Origin of the sequence: Streptomyces sp. NPDC058289, assembly GCF_042880975.1 — a bacterium.
GTDB lineage: Bacteria > Actinomycetota > Actinomycetes > Streptomycetales > Streptomycetaceae > Streptomyces > Streptomyces stoeckheimensis.
In genome coordinates this window covers 1-19,645 of the sequence record NZ_JBHVYI010000079.1, presented here as the reverse complement: position 1 = coordinate 19,645, position 19,645 = coordinate 1, and the positions used below count along the sequence as shown (strand labels likewise).

The following is a 19,645-nucleotide window of genomic DNA, read 5'->3' as shown; positions in this document are numbered from 1 at the left end:
CCGGTATTGATTCAGACTCCGAACGGCACGATCTCGAGCAGCATGTGCTCGACCATGTCCTCGCCGTACTCGCCCTCGCGGACGCGCTGGCCGGCCACCAGGCGCAGCTCGCGCCCGCAGTCGGCGGCGATCTCGTGCAGCGCCGCCAGGTCGCCGCGGTCGCTGAAGTGCAGCAGTACGGAGCCGCCCGGGGTGGTCCAGTGCACGGACTGCTCCAGGAACCGGCGGTGCGTCTGGTAACCGGTGTCCACGTAGGCCCGCTCGTGCACCGACTTGTACTCGTAGCTCTCCGGGCCCATGACGTAGTTGGAGCTCCAGAAGATGATGTCGAAGCGCTCGTCCTCGCCCAGCCCCGAGAACAGGTCGCTGTGCACGGCCCGCAGACGGTCGGTCACCCCGTGCCGGTCCGCGTTGACGTGCGCGTTCTCCACGGCGGAGGGGCTGATGTCGGCCGCCACCACACGGTCGTAACCCGCCAGCGCGCTCATCACGGCCACGACCCCGGTGCCGCAGCCGACCTCCAGGAACGAACCCGAACGCGGGGTCTCCTGCGGGTGGCCGAGTCCCAGGAGCTCCAGGGCGATCCCGGTGGAGGGGGAGTAGACGGGGGCGAAGACCTCCTCGAACAGGTCCCAGTTCCGGCCGGCCAGCGTGAATTCCCGGGGACGGTCTTCCCGCGTCAGGGACAGGTGGCTGCGCAGCAGGGACCGCTCAAAGCTCTTGAGCCGGGCCGCATCATGGATCTCGGACACCTGATCATGGATCTCGGACACCTGAAGCATGGGACTTCTCCAACATCGGCAGTCATGGACGCGCTGGTGACGGCACCGGAGCGCTCGGTGATCACCCTGCCGTCGCGGCGGCACCTGCCAGAAGGTGTCCAGGTGACAGCGTCTGTCATCAGGAGTGGTGGCCCGATCACCCTCCGCGTCTCTGACCTCGGTGAACGCCTGGGCGATTCTTGACCAGATCTTGCCCCAAGAGCTACGTTCATGCAGGCCAGAGATCGATTGGACCGTCAAAGGTGCGGTTGTGAACGGCTTGTTAACCGGGGGGCGGAAAGACATGGTCGACCATGCCTACGAGATGCTGGAACTTCTGAACAGAGAGGCGCCTGCGGCCGCGTTCGAGGAAGTGGTACGAAAGGCGCGCGAATCCGGCATGTCCGGTGCCGCGCTCGCCCAGTTGACCAAGGCGAGGGACCAAAGCCTTGGAGTACGGGCGCTTTTCGTCCGCCGCCAGCAGCGCGAGGCCGGCCTCGCCGCCCTCGTGGACACCGCGCGCGACCTGACGCTTCCGTACGACGTGGACGCCCTGCTGAAAGTCATCACGCGGCGGGCCCGGCTGCTGCTCGGGCTGGACATGGCATGGGTCGCCCTCGACGACGCCGAGAGCGGGTGCTCCCTGGTGCGTTCGGCGGACGGCCACGCCTCGGCGCTGACGATCGGGTTCGCCGTCCCGCTGGACGGCGGCGTCGGCAAGCGGGCCGTCGACGGAGCCTCGCCGTTCTGGTCGGCCGACTACATGAACGACCAGAGCTTCCGGCACAGCAAGGTGATCGACGAAGTGGTGCTGGCCGAGGGCCTGCACGCCGTCATGGCCATCCCGCTCAGGCACCAGGGCACCACGTGGGGCGCCCTGTACGTCGCGGACCGCAACATCAGGCACTTCACGCCCGACGAGACCTCCCTCATGAGCTCCCTCGCCGACCTCGCGACGGTCGCGATCGAGAAGGCCCGGCTGCTGGAGCAGACCCGGTACGAAGTCGTCGAGCTGGAACAGGGCACCTCGCGCGCCCTGGACTCCTCCACCACCGCCCGCCGGCTCCGGGAGGCGCACGGCCGCCTGCTCGACCTCGTGCTGGGCGGCGGCGGCCTCGGCAACCTGGCCTCCGAAGCGGTCAAGGACCTCGGCGGCACCCTGCTCGTACGGGACGCGGCCGGCCGGACCCTCGCCTGCCCGGGCGCCGGTCTCCCGGAACTGGACGAGGCCAAGGTCCACACCGCCCTGCTGGACGCGCACACCGACCGGCAGCCCCGGAGCGCGGGCGACGGGGTGTGGGTCGCCTCGGTCGCCGCGGGCGACGAGATGCTGGGCACGCTCGTCCTGGCCACCGACGCACCGATCACCGACCACCGCCTGCAGCTCCTGGCACTCACCGCCCAGGTGACCGCCGTCGTACTGCTGATGAACCAGGGCATGGCCGCCGCCGAAGGCCACATCCGCGACGAGTTCTTCCACGACCTGCTGCGCGGCCCGTCGCTGTCGCCGACGCTGATCGCGGAGCAAAGCCGCCGCCTCGGGCTCAACCTGGACGAACCCCACGTCATCGTGATCGCCCGTCCCGAAGGGGGCGTCCAGGGCCGAGTGGCCGCCTGGGCCGCCTCGTACGCCAACCGCCACCACGGCCTCAAGAGCGTGGACGGCGACCTCGTGGTGCTGCTGCTTCCCGGCACCGCGGCGGGCGACATCGCCAGGACGGCGTCCAAGGAGCTTTCCGAGGTGCTCGGCAAACCGGTGACCGCCGGTTCGGCCGGGCCGACCGACAGCCCGGCGGGGATCGTCCACCTCTACCAGGAGGCCCGTCGCTGCCTGGACGCGGTGGCCGCACTCACCGGCCCCGGCAGCAGCGCCTCCCCGGAAGAGCTCGGCTTCCTCGGGGTCCTGCTCTCCGAGAAGCCGAACATCGCCGGGTTCATCAACGACACCATCGGTCCGGTACTCGACTACGACGACCAGCAGTACACCGAGCTGATACGCACCATGGAGGCGTACTTCGCCTCGGCCAACAGCCCGTCCCGAGCGGCGGAGTCGCTGCACGTCCACCCCAACACCGTCTCCCGCAGGCTGGAGCGGATCACCGAGATCCTCGGTGAGGACTGGCAGAAGCCGACCCAGGCCCTCCAGGTGCAGCTCGCCCTCCAGCTGCAACGCACCCGGCAAGCCCTCAACCAGGAGCGGCGGCGGCAGAACAAGCAGCCCATCAGCTGATCCCGTCTGATCGCGGCTGATCCCGTCTGATCGCGGCTTGTCCCGGCGGGGCGCCGGCGGCGCTCCGGCTTCCGGCCGTGTCGGCGGCCTCGTTACCGGTCTCCGGCGCGCTGGGTGAGGACCCGGACCGCGTGCGCCGCGGAAGCCAGGGTGGTGTGCCGGTGCCAGCCCTCGAAGGAGCGCCCGCCGAAGTCGGTGAGCCCCACCGTCTGGGCGACGTTGGCGAAGTCGGCTTCGACCTGCTGCGCCTGCTTCGCCAGCCGCAGCAGTGCACCCGGGTGCGCCTGCGTCATGTCGGTGACCCAGCACTGGTCGGGCCAGCCGCGCGGATCGCTCCACTCGCCGAACAGCAGCTGCGGCCGGGGAGCCTGCGGCAGTTCCACGCGTACGGCGACCACCAGGCTGACGCGGGGCCGCCCGGTCGACGGGTCCCGCCACGTCACCGGCCGGCGCAGGGTGCGTGCCATGAGAAGCAGCTGGTGGGCGGCGAGTTCACGGTTGGCCGCGCCCGGCAGGACCGCGTCCACACACCGGACCCGCATGGAGCCGCGGGCCGTCGCCACGAAGTGCGTTCCGCTCGGCTCGAAACGCCGCGCGACCGCCGCGGGATCCAGGTCGGGAAGATCGAGCACCACGGGCCGGCGGGTCTGCCCCACCCAGCCCCGCAGTTCCTCCACCGCTCCGGCGATCAACTCCAGGGGGGTGGAAGCCAGTTCCGACTCCTCGGCGTTCGGCGACAGCGGACCGATGCTGTCGCGCCACTTCTGGGAGAGGGTGAGGCGCCAGTTCACCGGGCAGCTCTGCCCCTCCCCCACCGACCAGACGCCGTAGGCGGCTTGGCTGTTGACCATCTGGCCGAGTTCGGGCACGAACCGGCGGTCGACGCCCACCGATTCCGTGCCGGCCTTGGATATCACCAGGGGCTGCACCACCCAGGCCTGGGGTCGCAGTGCCCGCTCCAGGTAACGGGCGAGCGCGGCTCGTACCCGGCCCCAGTCCCAGGTGGAGGAGACGACGAAGTGGTGCAGGCTCTGCTCGGCCGCCCGGTCCCCGACGTACGCGGCGATGTTCCTGATCGACTTGCGCCCCTCGGCCTGCAGCAGGCCGCGCAGGTACAGCTCTCCCTTGCGCCGCTGGTCGCTCCGTGGCAGCGAGGCGAACAGCTCGGCACAGAGCTCGCCCACGACCAGGTCCGGTACGAACCGGCTGCTCAGGGAGTCCAGGCGTTCAAGACTCGTGACGGTCATTACGGATCCATCCCTTCCCCCGTGTTCTCTCAAGCTCCTCAACCCTGCGGTGGGGAGCGGTCCGAGAACCAGGTGGACCCGTCACACACATTCGCCCGTGCGTGCAGGGCGGACCATCAGACCGGCATATTCCGCGGCGTCCCGCCGGTCACCCGACGGGGACCGCAGCACGGGCTTCGGGCGGGCCGGAGCGGGTCCGGCCCGCCCGGCCCCGCCGCGACCGTCCGGCGGTACCGCCACGTGGTGGCCGGGCCACCGTCCGCGCCACCACGGAGGTCGCCGGATGGTGGCCCGGTCACCATGCTTTCCGAACGCCGACGGGTCCCGCACCGGAAGGGATGGTGTGGGACCCGTCGGTTCGGGGTTCGGCCGGCCGGCTACCAGTTGGTGCCGATCTGGGTGCGGTTGCCGAGACCGCCGCTGCCGTTGCCGGGGTAGAAGTACAGTGCGCCGGGCTCGTCCGCGGGGGCTTGGACGGCGTCCAGGTCGCCCTTGCCGTCGCCGTTGAAGTCGGCGCCCACCAACTGCCGCATGCTGTTCCAGTTCGTACCGAGCTGGGCGCGGGAGCCGAGGGTGCTCATGCCGTTCAGGGCGCCCGTGGAGGGGTACTTCCAGAGCACCCCGGCCGCGTCGATGGCCACGAGGTCGCGCTTGCCGTCCGCGTCGAGGTCACCGGGGACCGTCAGCTCGCTCATCGTGCCCCAGCCCGCACCGATCTGGGTGCGAGCACCCAGCGTGCTGCTGCCGTTCAGGGAACCGGTGCCCGGATAGGTCCACAGCGCGCCGCTGCCGTCGAGGGCCAGCAGATCCGCCTTGCCGTCCTTGTTCGCGTCCAGCGCGGTCAGCTCGCGCATCGCGCCCCACCCGGAACCGATCTGGGTGCGCGCACCCAGCGTGCTCATACCGGCCGCGCTCCCCGAGCCCTGGTACAGGTACAGGGCTCCCGAGGCGTCCATCGCCAGCAGGTCCGGCTTCCCGTCCCCCGTGTAGTCGGCGGCCGTGAGCTCGCTCATCGCGCCCCAGCCCGCACCGATCTGGATCCGGTCACCGAGGCCACCGGCGCCGTTGCCGGGGTACAGCCAGAGGATTCCCGTGGTGGTCTCCACACCGGTCAGGTCCTGCTTCCCGTCACCCGTGAAGTCCGCTGCCGCCAGCCGGCCCATCCCCGCCGGGGGCTTGGGCCAGGGGGTGTTGACGACGGTGCGGTCCCCGGGGGCCTCGCTGACGATCCAGAGCTGGTCGGTTCCCGGCCAGTAGGAGAGGTTCTCCGGATTCACCGCGGTCCGCGTGACGAGCCGTACGGGATCGCCCGGGCGGGTCTCGTAGAGGCAGCCGGCGTACTGACGGATGTTGTTCTGGTCCGGCTGGTGAGCCGCGGGGACGAACTCCGGGCAGGCGCCCGCGAGGACGAGCCGTCCGTCGTTCATGGCGACGCCCTGGGTGCCGCCCATCGGCGACGCGAAGGCCGCTGCGGCCTGCACGCGGCCCGCAGCGTCGGCCTTGAGCACTCCGGTGGCGGGGTCGATGGGCCAACGGACGACGGGGGCCGACGCCTTGCCGAAGTTGCCCTCGACCGCGGCGGGATCGCCCTCGGCGGTGACCAGGGCCGGCTGGGCGCCGGAGAGGTCGAGCGAGGCGGTGGTGATGCAGGGGCGCTGGGGGACGCCGGCGTAGCTTCCGCAGCCGGTGCCCTGCCCCGTGTACGCGTAGCTGCCCTGTCGCGGCAGTACGTAGGCGTGACCCGCACCTCGGGCCTTGCCGTCGGCGTCGAGGCCGAAGGCCGTGCCGGTGGTGACGTCCATCTTCCAGATGTCGTTGAGGTCGAAGACGTCGAAGCCGCTGCCGATGGAAGCGACGTAGAGCTTGCTGCCGGCCCAGACGACCCCGTTGGCGTGGCCTCCGACGATGGGGGTGTAGTTGTCGCCGGCGCTGTTGAGGGCGGCGAGCTGGACGTGCCGGTAGGTGACGTGGGCGGGGTCGGTGACGTCGGCCAGGGTGATGCGTTCGCTGCCGGAGGCCCCGTACCAGCCGGTGATGAGCACCTTGCGGCCCGCCACCACGGCTGCCGACTGCGCGGACTCTCCGGAGCCGGTGAGGCCCTGGGGGGTCCAGGAGCCGGTGGCGTCGTCCGTGGTGTTCCAGCAGAAGCCCTGGGCGCCGACGATGTTGGTCGAGTGGCACAGGCCCCGGCCGGTGCTGAGGCCCGAGGTGTCGGCGAGCACGTCGGCCGCCTTGGCCCGCTTGAGCGCCGGGTGTGCGGCTTCGAAGGCCGAAATCCGGTCCGCCTCGCGGCCGTTGTCCGACTGGAGCCCCATGCCGGTGGTGCTGAGGGGGACGACCTTGTTGGGGGTGGCGATCGCTCCGTCGGGGACGGTGGCGGCGTTCGCCGGGATGGCGTTCAGACAGGAGAGCGCCAGGGCGGCCGCGACCACGGCGCCTAGCGCGGAGGTGCGGGTTCGGGGTCGGAGGGCCATGGTGGCGCTCGTCCTTTCGGGAAGTGCGGGCGGGCTTACGGGGGGAGGAGAGAAGGGATCCGGGCCGCCACCGCACGAGGGGTGCGGTGGCGGCCCGGAGACCCGAGGGGCCGTGCCGTGGGGGTGGGGCGGTTTACCAGCCGGAGCCGATCTGGACGCGGGCACCGAGGGTGTTCATGCCGTTGATCGCACCGGCGCCGGGGTAGCTGTAGAACTTGCCGGTGTTGCCCTCGTTGGCCTCGACGGCGTCCACGTCGCCGATGCCGTCGTTGTTGAAGTCACCGCTGACCAGGTTGGTCATGGCGTTCCAGCCGGCGCCGATCTGGACGCGGGCACCGAGGGTGTTCATGCCGTTGATCGCACCGGTGCCCGGGTAGGCGTAGAGGTTTCCGGTCTCGACCTCGCGGGCGACGATGTCGTCCTTGCCGTCCTTGTTGAGGTCGCCGGGGCTGACGATCTCGTCCATGGCGTTCCAGCCGGAACCGATCTGGACGCGGTCGTTGAAGCCCCCGTTGCCGTTGCTCGGGTAGGCGAAGAGCTTGCCGTCGGCGGCCACCGCGAGCAGGTCGGTCTTGCCGTCCTTGTTGACGTCGGCGCCCGCCAGGTCGTGCATGGAGTCCCAGCCGGTGCCGGCCTGGATCCGGTTGCCGAAGGTGCCGTCGCCGTTGCCGGGGTAGATCCACAGCTTGCCGTCGGCGTCGACCGCCGCGATGTCGCGGTGGGCGTCGGAGGTGAACTTGCCGGAGGACAGCTCGCTCATGGAGCCCCAGTTGGTGCCGACCTGGACCCGTGCACCGAGCTGCCCGCCGCTGGTGCCGGGGTAGTAGAAGAGCTTGCCGCTCGCGGACTCGACGGCGATGACGTCGGCGGTGGCGCTGCCGCCGAAGTTGCCGCCGGTCAGGTCGGTCATGCCGGCGTCGGGGGCGGTCGGCGTGCCCTCGACGATCTTGTTGTAGCGGTAGGGCTTGAAGGCCGCGCTGTTGATGTAGCTACGGGTGTAGGTGTTCTTCCGGGCGGTGAGGCCCGGCTTGGGCTGCTCGATGATGTTGGCCACGGTGTGGCTCGAGTCGGTCCAGCCGGTGAAGAGCACGACGTGGGCGTTGATGTTGTTCAGCGCGTCACCGGGCTGGAGGTCGTCCAGGCTGGCGAGCTTGGTGGAGACCTGCGGAAGCGTCCCGGTGACGAGGCTGGTGCCGAGGTGCCAGGCCAGGGAAACCAGGCCCGAGCAGTCCGTGCGGTAGTTCTTGCCGAGCGAGTCCGGCACCCAGGCGGTCTGGCTGTACGGGACCTGCTGGTCGACCCAGTACTGGGCCCGGGACAGGACCTCGGCGCGGGTGATGCTGCCGTTGACGGTGGAGCTGGTGGCGGCCACCGGTGCGGCGGACAGCGAGGCGGGGGCCGCGGCGCCGGGGGCGGCGTTGACCGCCGTGACGGCCGCTGCGGCGACGAGGGTGGCGATGGCGGTGGTCTTCAGGGTGCGGGTGATCACGGACATGAGGACTCCTCGGGGTGGCGGTGCGGGGCACCGCGGCGAAAGTTCGGGTGTGGGTGGTGCGGGTGGTGCGGGTGGTGCGAAGTTCTGTGGGCGGTGCGGCGGGCCGTGGGGCCGTGGCGCCGCTACCAGCCGGACCCGATGTCGACGCGGTTGCCGAAGCCGCCGCTGCCGTTGCCGGGGTAGAAGAAGAAGTCGCCGGTCTCACCGCTCGGGGCCTCGACCGCATCGAGGTCGCCCTTGCCGTCGGCGTTGAAGTCCGCGCCGACCAGCTGGCGCATGCTGTCCCAGTTGGAGCCGACCTGGGTCCGGGCGCCGAGCGTGTTCATGCCGGCCAGGGAGCCGGTGGTGGGGTACTTCCAGAGGGCGCCGGCCGCGTCGACGGCGAGGAGGTCGGCCTTGCCGTCGGCGTTCAGGTCGCCGGGCACGGCCAGTTCGGTCATGCCGCCCCAGCCGGAGCCGATCTGGGTACGGGCGCCCAGGGTGTTCATGCCGGCCAGGGAGCCGGTGCCCTGGTAGGACCACAGGGCACCGTTGCCGTCGATGGCCAGCAGGTCGGGCTTGGCGTCCTTGTTGACGTCGACGGCCGTGAGGTCGCGCATCGAGCCCCAGCCGCTGCCGATCTGGGTGCGGGCACCGAGGGTGCTCGTCCCGCTGGCGGCGCCGGCGCCGGGATACACGTAGAAGGCTCCGGTGGAGTTCTCGACGGCGAGCAGGTCCGCCTTGCCGTCACCGGTGAAGTCGGCGGCCGACAGCTTGCTCATGGCGCCCCAGCCCGAGCCGATCTGGATGCGGGTGCCGAGGCCGCCCGCTCCGTTGCCCGGGTACAGCCACAGCTTTCCGGTGGCGGATTCGACACCGACCAGGTCCGGCTTGCCGTTGCCGGTGAAGTCGGCGGCGGTGAGGTGGACCATGCCCACGGGGCCGGGCGGGTCGGTGGGGTAGGGATCGGCGTGGTCGTTCGCCAGGACCGCTCCGCAGTTGGGCCAGGCCCGCCAGCCCTGACCGGCGAGGATCTTCTCGCCTATCAGGATCTGCTGCTGCTTGGTGGCCCGGTGCGGATAGGACGCGTACTGCTTGCCGCCGAAGGCGTTCCACGTGGGCAAGGAGATCTGCAGACCGCCGAAGTAGGTCCCGGTGGAGTCGATGATCTGCCAGTTCCCGGTGGCCTCGCACTGCGCGACCTTGTCCCAGGTGGCCACCGAAGCGGCCTGCGCGGAGCCGCCGGCGAGGAGCGGCGAGAGGAGCAGGGACAGGGACGCGGTCGCGACTGCGGCCTTCAGGGTGCGGTTGCGCACGGGGAACTCTCCTGTGGGTGTGAAGTGCGGGGGCCCGTCCCGGGTGCGGGAGGGCGGACCGGCCCGGCGGGAGCGCTGTCCCGGATGGACGGGACGCGCGGTCAACCGCCGGGCGGTCGGGCTTAGTTGTCGAAGTTCCAGCCGCCGCCGTTGTCGATGCGGGCGCCGAGCTGGCCGCCACCGGTGCCCGGGTAGACGTAGAGCTTTCCGTCGTTCTGGCGGGCCACGATGTCGTCCTTGCCGTCGCCCGTGTAGTCGCCGGCTCCGGTGACGCTGGACATCACGTCCCAGCCGGTGCCCGCCTCGATGCGGGATCCGAGGGTCCCGTTGCCCAGGCCCGGGTAGACGAAGAGCTTGCCGGTGGCTTCCTCGACGGCGACCACGTCGTTCTTGCCGTCGCCGGTCAGGTCCCCCGCTCCGGCGGCCACGCTCATCGAGTCCCAGTTGCTGCCGATCTGGACGCGGTTGCCGAAGTGTCCGTTGGCCTGGCCCGGGTAGAGGAACAGCTTGCCGGTCTCGGTCTCCATGGCCAGCAGGTCGCCCCTGCCGTCGCCGTTCAGGTCCTCCGTACCGGCGATGCGCATGTCGTTCCAGCCGGCCCCGTTGTCGACGCGGGCACCCAGGTGGCCGTTGGTCTGCCCGGGGTAGACCCACAGCTTGCCGGTGGACTTCTCCACGGCCAGGACGTCCGCCCGGGCGTCTCCGGTGATGTCGCCCACGCCGGAGATCTGGTTGATGGAGCCCCAGCCGCCGTTGTCGATCCGGGTGCCGAACCGTCCGTTGCCGAGTCCCGGGTACAGCCACAGGGTCTTCGAGTCGGTGCCCTCCCGGGCCAGCAGGTCGGGCTTGCCGTCGCCGGTCAGGTCGCCGACCGCGGTGACGGGGGCCGGTGAAGCGGGTTCGGGCGAACCGCAGTTGGCACTGGTTATGTTCCGTGTGGTGTACGAGTAGGCCGTTCCGTTGAATACCACGGGCTGCCCGGCACCGTTCAGCGTCTGTTCGAAGTGCAGGTGGGCGCCGGTGGAGTTCCCGGTGTTGCCGACCCGGCCGATCATCTGGCCCGCGGCGACCGTGGCGCCGGCGCTCACCGACGTGGCCGACAGGTGGGCGTAGTGGGTGGTCCAGCCGCCGCCGTGGTCGATCTGGACGTGGGTGCCCGCCCAGCCTCCGGAGGGACCCGCGATGCTGACCTTGCCGGCCGCGCTGGCCACGACGGGGCGGCCGGTGTCCTCGGGGTAGTAGTTCAGGTCCATCGAGTAGGCGGGTGAGTGTCCCGAGTAGGTGGTGGCCGTCCAGTTCTCGCCGCACGCAGCGGGAAGCTGGAAGTCGGGCTTTCCGGCGGCCTGTGCGGTCGGGAGGCACACCATCGTGGCGACGACGGCGGCGGCCGCCGCGACAACGGTGAGGGCACGCTTGGACATGGCTGGGCTCCTTGGGGTGCTGCACGGTGGACGATCAGAGGTGGCCGGGCCCCGCCGGTACTGGTTCGGCGTGGGCGTGCGGCGGGCCGGCTCGGCCCCGGACAGCTGTCCTGCAGGAACAGCGGTCGTACGGGCGGGTCGGTGGGTGCGGCGGCGGTGTACTCACGCCGACCGGCATCGCGGACTCGGCAGAGCCGGGTGGAAGCGCCCGATCGGGCGGTCCATCACGGGCTGTCGTGCCGTGGCTTGAGGGGAAGAGGCCCGTTGACGGGCCGGACGGGGGCCGGTGTGGTCAGGCCCGGTGTGGTCAGGCCGGTGTGGTCAGGCCGGTGTGGTCAGGCCGGTGTGGTCAGGCCGGTGTGGTCAGGACCAGCCCATGGTGTCCTTGCCGGCGGAGGGAGCGGTCCCGGCCGGAGCCGCCTGGGCGGCGGACACGGTGGCCTGAGGAGCCGTTGCGGCGGATGCCAGGAGGGCGTCGGCCAGAAGGAAGGAGGAGGTGAGGGCGGTGACCGCGGCGGCCTGGGCGAGACGGGTGCGAAGCATGGTCTTGGTCCTTTTCTGACGTGAGGTCGGGTGTCCTGAACCGGTCTGCGTCCCGCGGTGACGCTGTCCGGTTCCTTGTCCGCCGGGCGGTGTTCCCTGCTGACAAGAACTACTTTCGCCGCTGGTCAGGTGGGGTGGAAGGGGATTCGCCTGGACGCAAATGGCCTTGGCCCGTTCCGTCCAGCCACCCCGCCTGAGGGGCGGATCCGGTCAGCAGCGACTCGTAGAACGGCGCGACCATGGGCGCTTGCGCGAGAACCAGCGACCACCCGGTGAACTCCGCGCACTCCAGGACCCGCCGGCAGAGCCCGGCCGCGTTCGACTCGGCCTCCTCGAGGCTCTCGGCCTGGAGGAAGAGGCCGACGACCGGATGCGGAAGTGCTCGGGGGTGTGCAGACACGTGCTCCAGACCGTCGTCCTCACGGGCGAGCGCGCGCACGAGGGACGTCGCCTGCGGGGGAAGGACGACACCGGGAGGACCCTGCAATCGGGCATGCACGAGATACATGAATTCGACGATCCCAAACGCCGAACACCCGGTCCACGGAACAGAGATGGACACTTGGGGCCGTGGACGCAAACGGCCACGGATCGGACGACGGGTAAACGCCCCTACACGCCTGTCAGTGGGCCGTGGCATGATCGCATGCAACCCCGGGGGGGGTTTTCGTGTTTTCAAGGGGGCTGCATCGTGCTGACCGCACTAGGACTCGATTCCGTCGCGGAATCCGTATACCGCGCCATGCTCGCCGATCCGCGGGGCGGGGTCGCCGAACTCGTCGCGAGGGTGGGTGTGCCCCGGCAGGAGGTGCTCGACGCCCTCGACGTGCTCAGCGAGCTGGCCCTGGTGCGGCCCTCGGCCGAGCACGAGGGCAGGATGCGGGCGGTCTCCCCCGACATCGGCATGGAGATCCTGATGGCCCGCCAGCAGCAGGAACTCATGGCGCAGCAGCAGCGCCTGGAGGCCTCGCGCGCCGTCGCCGCCCAACTCATCGCCGAATACGCCGACCTGCGCCCGGCCACGTCCAGCCCCGGGGTCGAACAGCTCATCGGCATCGACGAGATCCGCGACTGCCTCACCCGCCTGACCCGGGACGTCACCACCGAGGTCATGTCGTTCGCGCCGGGCGGCGCACAGCCCGCGGCACAGATGGACGCCTCACGGCCACTGGACGAGCAGTTGCTGGGCCGTGGGGTGCGGATGCGGACCGTCTACCTGGACAGCGTCCGCAACGACCAGCCCACCGTCGAGTACGCGAACTGGCTGGCCGGGATGGGCGGACAGATACGCACCGTGCCCGTCCTGCCCACCCGGATGATCATCACTGACCGTGCCACCGCGGTCATCCCCGTCAGCAGCGACGACACCTCCGCCGGAGCGGTCCTCCTCACCGGACAGGGGACCCTGACCGCACTGTGCGCCCTCTTCGAGAGCGTCTGGGCCGGCGCTCAGCCGCTCGGCGGGGCCGCGCCGACGAGCAGCGACGGGCTGAACCCCCAGGAATCCACCATCATCGCCCTCCTGGCCCAGGGCCACACCGACGAGTCCATCGCCAAGCGCCTCGGCGTCTCCCAGCGCACCGCACGCCGCATCGCGGCCGACCTGATGGAACGCCTGGGCGCGCGCAGTCGGTTCGAGGCCGGCGTACGGTGCGTGCAGCGCGGCTGGCTGACGGAGTAGCCGTACGGCCACCGGCGCCGGACGAACGGTCGGGTCAGGCCCCCGGGGCCGCCTCCAGGACCAGGCGGATCTCGGTGACCTCGTAGCCGGCGCGGGTGAAGGCGGCGGCCATCGGGGCGTTCAGGGTGTCCGTCGTGGCGGTGATGCGGTCGGCGCCCTCCGCCGCGTGGAAGCGGGTGATCTCGGCGAGGATCTCGTCGATCAGGCCCTTGCCGCGCTGCTCGGGGACGACACCGAGGTAGCCGACGTTGCGGTGGTACGGGGTCGCCGAGGGGATCGCCATACCGGCGAGGGTGCCGTCCGGGAGGTGGGCCAGGCGCCACCAGGAGCGCTCGCCGGGGCAGTCGGTGTAGAACTCGATGTCGTCGCGCGCCAGTGCCTCGGCGTCCATCGTGCGGAGCTCGCTCTGCGTGTGCAGGTCCAGGCTGCCCTGCGAGAGGCGCACGAAGGCGTCGAGGAACTCCTCGTCGGTGCCTTCGCGGAAGACCAGCCGGCCGGTGGGCCCGGCGGTGCCCGCGGTCGGGGTCCACTCGAAGCGGAGCCGTTCGATCTCGCGGCCCAGGCCGGCTTCGGCAGCCGCCTCCTGCCGCCAGGCGACCGCCTCGGCCAGGCCGTCGGAGGAGGTGCGCCAGTCGCGCGGCAGGGAGATGTTGTAGTCGGGGAGCTTGCCGAAGGCCTCGTGCCCGGCGGCGAGCAGCCCGGCGGCGACGGCGGCCGGGTCGGCCACGTCGGCGCGGACCTGGAGGCAGTCCAGGACGGCCGGGCGCTCGCTGTCGGCGCGACCCCACCACAGGGCGCGGGCCAGGACCTCGCCGTTCTCGTCCTCGGCGAACCAGGTCCACTCGGGGCGCATCTGGCCCGCGGCGAGCTCCTCGCGGATCTTCTCGGCGGTGAGGGCGGGGACGGGGCCGTCGGCCGGGTAGGCGAGGGCGCGGTCCAGGTCGGTGGGGTCTGCTGTGGCAGCGCGGAAGTGCATGGGCCGATGATCACACCGGCGGCGGCGTTCCCCAAGGGATTTCTGCACGTCAGAGGCACGGCAAGGGCAACTCGGAGGGCACTTCGAGGGCGCCTCAGGGGCACCTGAGAGGGCACCTCCAGGGCCTCTCAGAGGCCTCTCAGGGGCCACGACAAGGTCAACTCAGAGGCGCGTCAGGGGCAGTTCGACGCGAAATTCCGGCCTCCGGGTGAGATACCCGGAGGCCGGAACGCAGGGCCGTCAGGACCAGGTGATCAGACGGCGGGGGTGCTCCAGGACGGCGGCGATGTCCGCGAGGAAGCGGGAGCCGAGTTCGCCGTCGATGAGGCGGTGGTCGAAGGACAGCGCCAGGGTGGTGACGTGGCGCGCCTTGACCTTGCCCTTGTGGACCCACGGCTGGAGCTTGATCGCGCCGACCGCGAGGATCGCGGACTCGCCGGGGTTCAGGATGGGCGTACCGGTGTCGACGCCGAAGACGCCGACGTTGGTGATGGTGATCGTGCCGTGCTGCATGTCGGCCGGGGAGGTCTTGCCCTCGCGGGCCGTGGCGACCAGCCCGGACAGGGCCTGCGACAGCTCGCCGAGCGTCTTGGCGTGCGCGTCCTTGATGTTCGGGACGATCAGCCCGCGGGGGGTGGCCGCCGCGATGCCCAGGTTGACGTAGTGCTTGAGCACGATCTCCTGGGCCGCCTCGTCCCAGGACGCGTTGACGTCAGGATTGCGGCGGATGGCCACGAGGACGGCCTTGGCGATCAGGAGCAGCGGGTTGATCCGCAGACCGGCGAGGTCCGGGTCGTCCTTGAGCTCCTGGACCAGCTTCATCGTGCGCGTCACGTCGAAGGTGATGAACTCGGTGACGTGCGGCGCGGTGAAGGCGGAACCGACCATGGCCTGGGCGGTGACCTTGCGGACGCCCTTGACCGGGATGCGGGTCTCGCGGGCGGACCCGGACACCTCGGCCGGGACCTGTACGGGGGCCGCCTGGGCCGCCGCCGGCACCTCCGGGGCCACCGGGAGCGCCGGAGCCACGGTCTGCGGGGTGATGGCCGCCGCAGCCGCCGCGTGCACGTCCTCGCGGGTCACGACCCCGCCGTCGCCGGTGGGGACCACCGCCGCCAGGTCGATGCCGAGGTCCTTGGCGAGCTTGCGCACCGGCGGCTTCGCCAGCGCCTTGCCCGCGCCGCCCTGGGCGGGGACCACCGCGGGGGCCGCCGGGGCAGCCGGAGCCGCCGCGGCGTGGGCCACGCCCGTGCCGTTCTGCGCGGCGACCGCGGGCTGCGGAGCCTTGCGCGGGCGGCGCTTCGTAGAGGCGGTGGACACTCCGTAGCCGACCAGGACGGGCTGGCGGGCCGCGGGGGCCTCGGGCTCCGCCTCGGCGGCGGCCGGAGCGGCTGCCGGCGCGGCGGCGACGGCCTCGACCGCTGCCGGAGCCTCGGCGCCGGGGGCCGTCTGCACCGAAATGATGACCTGGCCGACGTCGACGGTGACGCCCTCCTCGAAGAGGAGCGCGTGCACGACCCCGTCGAAGGGGATCGGCAGCTCGACGGCCGCCTTCGCCGTCTCCACCTCGCAGACGACCTGGCCGTCGGTGACGGTGTCACCCGGCTGGACGTACCACTTGAGGATCTCGGCCTCGGTGAGGCCCTCGCCCACATCGGGCATCTTGAATTCGCGGATCGTCATCGCAGGGCTCTCCTCAGTACGCCAGCGAGCGGTCGACTGCGTCGAGCACCCTGTCCAGGCCCGGCAGGTACTCGTCCTCCAGGCGGGCCGGCGGGTACGGGGCGTGGTAGCCGCCCACGCGCAGCACGGGCGCCTCCAGGTGGTAGAAGCACCGCTCCGTGATGCGAGCGGCGATCTCCGAACCCACACCGAGGAACACCGGCGCCTCGTGGACCACCACGAGCCGACGGGTCTTCTCCACCGACGCCTGGATCCCGTCGAAGTCGACCGGGGACATCGAGCGCAGGTCGACGACCTCCACCGACTTGCCCTCCTCGGCGGCCGCCGCGGCGGCCTCCAGGCAAACCTTCACCATGGGCCCGTAGGCCGCCAGGGTGATGTCGGTGCCCGTACGGGCCACCCGCGAGGCGTGCAGCGCGTCGGGGATGGCCTCGACGTCGACCTCGCCCTTGTCCCAGTAACGGCGCTTCGGCTCGAAGAAGATGACCGGGTCGTCGCTGAGGATGGCCTGCTGGAGCATCCAGTAGGCGTCGCTCGCGTTGGACGGCGAGACCACCTTGAGGCCCGGGACGTGCGCGAACAGCGTCTCCGGGGACTCCGAGTGGTGCTCGACCGCGCCGATGCCGCCCGCGTAGGGAATGCGGATGACGACCGGCATCTTGATGGTGCCGAGCGAGCGCGCGTGCATCTTGGCGAGCTGCGTGACGATCTGGTCGTACGCGGGGAAGACGAACCCGTCGAACTGGATCTCCACGACCGGCCGGTACCCGCGCAGGGCCAGGCCGATCGCGGTGCCGACGATGCCCGACTCGGCGAGCGGGGTGTCGATGACCCGCTCCTCGCCGAAGTCCTTCTGGAGTCCGTCGGTGATGCGGAAGACGCCGCCGAGCTTGCCGACGTCCTCGCCCATGATCAGGACCTTGGGGTCCTCTTCCATGGCCTTGCGCAAGGAGTCGTTGAGCGCCTTGGCGATGGTGAGCTTCTGTACGGCCATGACGGTCACTCCCCGCCTTCGAAGGACGCGAGGTAGGCGGCGAACTGCGCGCGCTCCTCGTCGACGAGCGCGTGCCCGTCCGCGTAGACGTTCTCGAAGATCGCCATCGTGTCGGGGTCGGGCATCGTGCGGACGACCTCGCGCACCCGCTTGCCGAGCGCCTCGCTCTCCACCTCCAGCTGCTCGAAGAACGCCTCGTCGGCGCCTCCGGTGGCCAGCAGGTGGGCCTTGAGGCGCAGGATCGGGTCCTTGGCCTCCCAGGCCGCCGTCTCCTCGTCGCGCCGGTACTTCGTCGGGTCGTCGGAGGTGGTGTGCGCACCCATCCGGTACGTGAAGGCCTCCACCAGGGTGGGCCCCTCTCCCCGGCGGGCCCGCTCCAGCGCCCAGCGGGTCACCGCGAGGCAGGCCAGTACGTCGTTGCCGTCCACCCGGACGCCCGGGAAGCCGAAGCCCTGCGCGCGCTGGTAGAGCGGCACGCGCATCTGGCGCTCGGTCGGCTCGGAGATCGCCCACTGGTTGTTCTGGCAGAAGAACACCACGGGCGAGTTGTAGACGGCGGAGAAGTTGAAGGCCTCCATGACGTCGCCCTGGCTGGACGCGCCGTCGCCGAAGTAGGCGATGACGGCCGAGTCGGCGCCGTCCTTGGCCACGCCCATCGCGTACCCGGTCGCGTGCAGCGTCTGGGAACCGATGACGATCGTGTACAGGTGGAAGTTGTTGGTGGTCGGGTCCCAGCCACCGTGGTTCACACCGCGGAACATGCCGAGCAGGTTGGTCGGGTCGACCCCGCGGCACCAGGCCACACCGTGCTCGCGATACGTCGGGAAGACGTAGTCGTCGTCGCGCAGGGCCCGGCCGGAGCCGATCTGGGCGGCCTCCTGGCCGAGCAGCGAGGCCCAAAGGCCCAGCTCGCCCTGGCGCTGGAGGGCGGTCGCCTCGCCGTCGAAACGGCGGGTCATGACCATGTCGCGGTAGAAACCGCGCAGGTCATCGGTGGTGATGTCGGCGACGAAGGGCGCGAATTCCGCGACGTCGGGATTTTCCGCGACGTCGACGCGCACCCCCTCGGGCGTCAGCAGCTGTACGAGCTGAGGCTCGGCGTCATGCGTCTTCGCGGTGGCAGCGGCGGGCTTGGCGGCGCTTGCCGCGCCGGCCGGCCGCTTGGTGCCGCTGCGGCGCGGCTTGCGCGCGGCAGTGCTCTCCACGGTCACGATTGCTCCTCCGTCGGTCCGGCACCCGGGTTCTCCGGGGTCCAGTGCGGCTCACCTGGATCTCTGCCCGCGCACGGGGTGGGTGCGCTTCGGGTCTGGGATTCAGGCGTGACAGGTGCCCCGGCGAGTGCCCTGCGCAATGCACGTTACCCAGTGCGTCGCATAACTGCGAAACCCCGTTTGACCTGCGATTTTGCTTGGATTTCCAAGTAAATCGGCGGAACCGGGAACAACCACTGGTCACAGCCTTGCAGGGGGCCGGAACAACGGCACGTTATCCCGCTCGTCACCGGCAGGGAAGGGGTGAGTGTGTGAAACTGAGTTCGTGCGCGAAAACGGAAAAATCAAGGTATTCCTCCTGGACGACCACGAAGTGGTACGTCGGGGTGTTCACGAGCTGTTGTCGATGGAATCGGACATCGAGGTCGTGGGTGAGGCCGGTACGGCCGCCGACGCGCTGGTCCGGATCCCCGCCACCCGCCCCGATGTGGCCGTTCTCGACGTCCGGCTGCCCGACGGCAGCGGGGTGGAGGTGTGCCGCGAGGTGCGCTCCCAGAACGAGGACATCAAGTGCCTGATGCTGACCTCGTTCGCCGACGACGAGGCGCTGTTCGACGCGATCATGGCCGGCGCCTCGGGCTACGTGCTCAAGGCCATCCGCGGGAACGAGCTGCTCAACGCGGTGCGTGACGTGGCGGCCGGCAAGTCCCTGCTGGACCCCGTCGCCACGGCCCGGGTGCTGGAGCGGCTGCGCGACGGCAAGAACGGCAAGGGCGACGACCGGCTCTCCAACCTCACCGAGCAGGAGCGCAAGATCCTCGACCTGATCGGCGAGGGCCTGACGAACCGCGTGATCGGCGAGCGGCTGCACCTGGCCGAGAAGACGATCAAGAACTACGTCTCCAGCCTGCTGTCGAAGCTCGGCATGGAGCGCCGGTCCCAGGCCGCCGCGTACGTGGCACGCCTGCAGGCCGAAAAGCGGAACTAGCCCCTCGGCCTCTCCGGAGGACCGGGAGGACTTGGAATTCCGTTACTCAGTGTGACGCCCCGTGGTTGCACGATTCCACGGGGCGCACTGTTTAATTCGGGACCAACGTCCCTGATGTGCGGGGCGGGCTCCTCTTTCCCACACGGTGTCGGTACCCGACAGTGGATGACATGTCCCCAGAGGAACTCCACGCCATCGAACTGCTGCGCCGCGTGCCGTACGGCCGAGCCGCCACCAGCATGCGCGCGCTGCCCTTCCTCGCCGTCGCGCGCCACATCGTGGTGAACGGCAAGGTCGTCCTGAGAATGCACGCCGGTTTCGGCTACCACCACGCCTGCAACGGCAGCGTGGTCTCGTACGGCGCCGACAACTTCAATTCCGGCGAGTCCCAGCTGTGGTCGGTGCAGTTCACCGGTACGGCGAACCTCGTCGAACCCACCACCGCCGAACTGGAACTGTTCGGACCCGGTCCGCACTTCGTGGACGGCGCGGTCTTCGACCCCGTCTACATGCGGATCGAGCCGCACCTCGTCACCGTCCACACCCTCGCGGGCAACCTGGACCGGCAGTACCAGCACGCACTCTGACCCCGGTTCACGAGGGACTTTGGTCCCGAGGAACGGACCTGCGACGAACGGCCCGGCGC

The 19,645-nt window shown here is 70.6% G+C and carries 17 protein-coding genes; 5 read left to right on the top strand and 12 right to left on the bottom strand.

The features are described from left to right. Positions 1-11 precede the first annotated feature (11 nt). A complete protein-coding gene (locus tag ACFVX6_RS31000; protein ID WP_389697076.1) occupies positions 12-782 on the bottom strand; it encodes a methyltransferase domain-containing protein in 771 nt (256 codons plus the stop codon). Between the two features lie 24 nt (positions 783-806). On the opposite strand from ACFVX6_RS31000, the gene ACFVX6_RS30995 reads away from it, so the two are divergent. Together ACFVX6_RS30995 and ACFVX6_RS30990 are read left to right on the top strand one after the other, a co-directional pair. Further along, positions 807-965 (top strand): hypothetical protein, encoded by a 159-nt coding sequence (locus ACFVX6_RS30995; RefSeq protein ID WP_389697074.1) that lies wholly within the window; start codon positions 807-809, stop codon positions 963-965. Between the two features lie 100 nt (positions 966-1,065). Beyond that, positions 1,066-2,991, top strand: a complete 1,926-nt coding sequence (locus ACFVX6_RS30990; RefSeq protein ID WP_389697072.1) for a helix-turn-helix domain-containing protein — start codon at positions 1,066-1,068, stop codon at positions 2,989-2,991. A 92-nt stretch (positions 2,992-3,083) separates the two neighbouring features. Here the strand turns inward: ACFVX6_RS30990 and ACFVX6_RS30985 are convergent, their stop codons facing one another. The 7 genes from ACFVX6_RS30985 to ACFVX6_RS30955 form a co-directional block, all read right to left on the bottom strand. Further along, positions 3,084-4,238, bottom strand: coding sequence for an IS701 family transposase (locus ACFVX6_RS30985; protein WP_389697070.1), 1,155 nt, complete (start codon positions 4,236-4,238; stop codon positions 3,084-3,086). A gap of 377 nt (positions 4,239-4,615) precedes the next feature. Next, a complete protein-coding gene (locus ACFVX6_RS30980; protein ID WP_389697068.1) occupies positions 4,616-6,712 on the bottom strand; it encodes an FG-GAP repeat domain-containing protein in 2,097 nt (698 codons plus the stop codon). Between the two features lie 133 nt (positions 6,713-6,845). Continuing rightward, positions 6,846-8,207, bottom strand: coding sequence for an FG-GAP repeat domain-containing protein (locus tag ACFVX6_RS30975; protein ID WP_389697066.1), 1,362 nt, complete (start codon positions 8,205-8,207; stop codon positions 6,846-6,848). A gap of 122 nt (positions 8,208-8,329) precedes the next feature. Beyond that, on the bottom strand, positions 8,330-9,502 hold the full coding sequence (locus tag ACFVX6_RS30970) for an FG-GAP-like repeat-containing protein (RefSeq protein WP_389697064.1): 1,173 nt from the start codon (positions 9,500-9,502) through the stop codon (positions 8,330-8,332). A 122-nt stretch (positions 9,503-9,624) separates the two neighbouring features. After that, positions 9,625-10,923, bottom strand: a complete 1,299-nt coding sequence (locus tag ACFVX6_RS30965) for an FG-GAP-like repeat-containing protein (RefSeq protein WP_389697062.1) — start codon at positions 10,921-10,923, stop codon at positions 9,625-9,627. Positions 10,924-11,286: 363 nt separating this feature from the next. Next, a complete protein-coding gene (locus tag ACFVX6_RS30960) occupies positions 11,287-11,466 on the bottom strand; it encodes a hypothetical protein (protein WP_389697060.1) in 180 nt (59 codons plus the stop codon). Positions 11,467-11,575: 109 nt separating this feature from the next. Beyond that, the gene (locus ACFVX6_RS30955) at positions 11,576-11,974 is read right to left on the bottom strand and encodes a hypothetical protein (protein ID WP_389697058.1); all 399 of its coding nucleotides are present in this window, start codon (positions 11,972-11,974) and stop codon (positions 11,576-11,578) included. A gap of 183 nt (positions 11,975-12,157) precedes the next feature. On the opposite strand from ACFVX6_RS30955, the gene ACFVX6_RS30950 reads away from it, so the two are divergent. Beyond that, complete coding sequence (locus ACFVX6_RS30950) at positions 12,158-13,147, top strand: LuxR C-terminal-related transcriptional regulator (RefSeq protein WP_389697056.1); 990 nt, start codon at positions 12,158-12,160, stop codon at positions 13,145-13,147. 34 nt (positions 13,148-13,181) lie between these two features. Here the strand turns inward: ACFVX6_RS30950 and ACFVX6_RS30945 are convergent, their stop codons facing one another. From ACFVX6_RS30945 to pdhA, 4 genes are all read right to left on the bottom strand, one after another. Beyond that, positions 13,182-14,123, bottom strand: coding sequence for a GNAT family N-acetyltransferase (locus tag ACFVX6_RS30945; RefSeq protein WP_389697054.1), 942 nt, complete (start codon positions 14,121-14,123; stop codon positions 13,182-13,184). A 240-nt stretch (positions 14,124-14,363) separates the two neighbouring features. Next, positions 14,364-15,806: a dihydrolipoamide acetyltransferase family protein gene (locus ACFVX6_RS30940; protein WP_389697052.1), complete on the bottom strand. Its 1,443-nt coding sequence runs from the start codon at positions 15,804-15,806 to the stop codon at positions 14,364-14,366. Between the two features lie 13 nt (positions 15,807-15,819). Next, positions 15,820-16,800, bottom strand: a complete 981-nt coding sequence (locus ACFVX6_RS30935; protein WP_389697050.1) for an alpha-ketoacid dehydrogenase subunit beta — start codon at positions 16,798-16,800, stop codon at positions 15,820-15,822. A gap of 5 nt (positions 16,801-16,805) precedes the next feature. Beyond that, complete coding sequence (pdhA, locus tag ACFVX6_RS30930) at positions 16,806-18,011, bottom strand: pyruvate dehydrogenase (acetyl-transferring) E1 component subunit alpha (protein WP_389697048.1); 1,206 nt, start codon at positions 18,009-18,011, stop codon at positions 16,806-16,808. Between the two features lie 325 nt (positions 18,012-18,336). Between pdhA and ACFVX6_RS30925 the strand changes: the two genes are divergently transcribed. Further along, positions 18,337-18,999 (top strand): response regulator transcription factor, encoded by a 663-nt coding sequence (locus ACFVX6_RS30925; protein WP_250738766.1) that lies wholly within the window; start codon positions 18,337-18,339, stop codon positions 18,997-18,999. Between the two features lie 170 nt (positions 19,000-19,169). Continuing rightward, positions 19,170-19,586 (top strand): pyridoxamine 5'-phosphate oxidase family protein, encoded by a 417-nt coding sequence (locus ACFVX6_RS30920; RefSeq protein ID WP_327253906.1) that lies wholly within the window; start codon positions 19,170-19,172, stop codon positions 19,584-19,586. Positions 19,587-19,645: the final 59 nt, after the last annotated feature.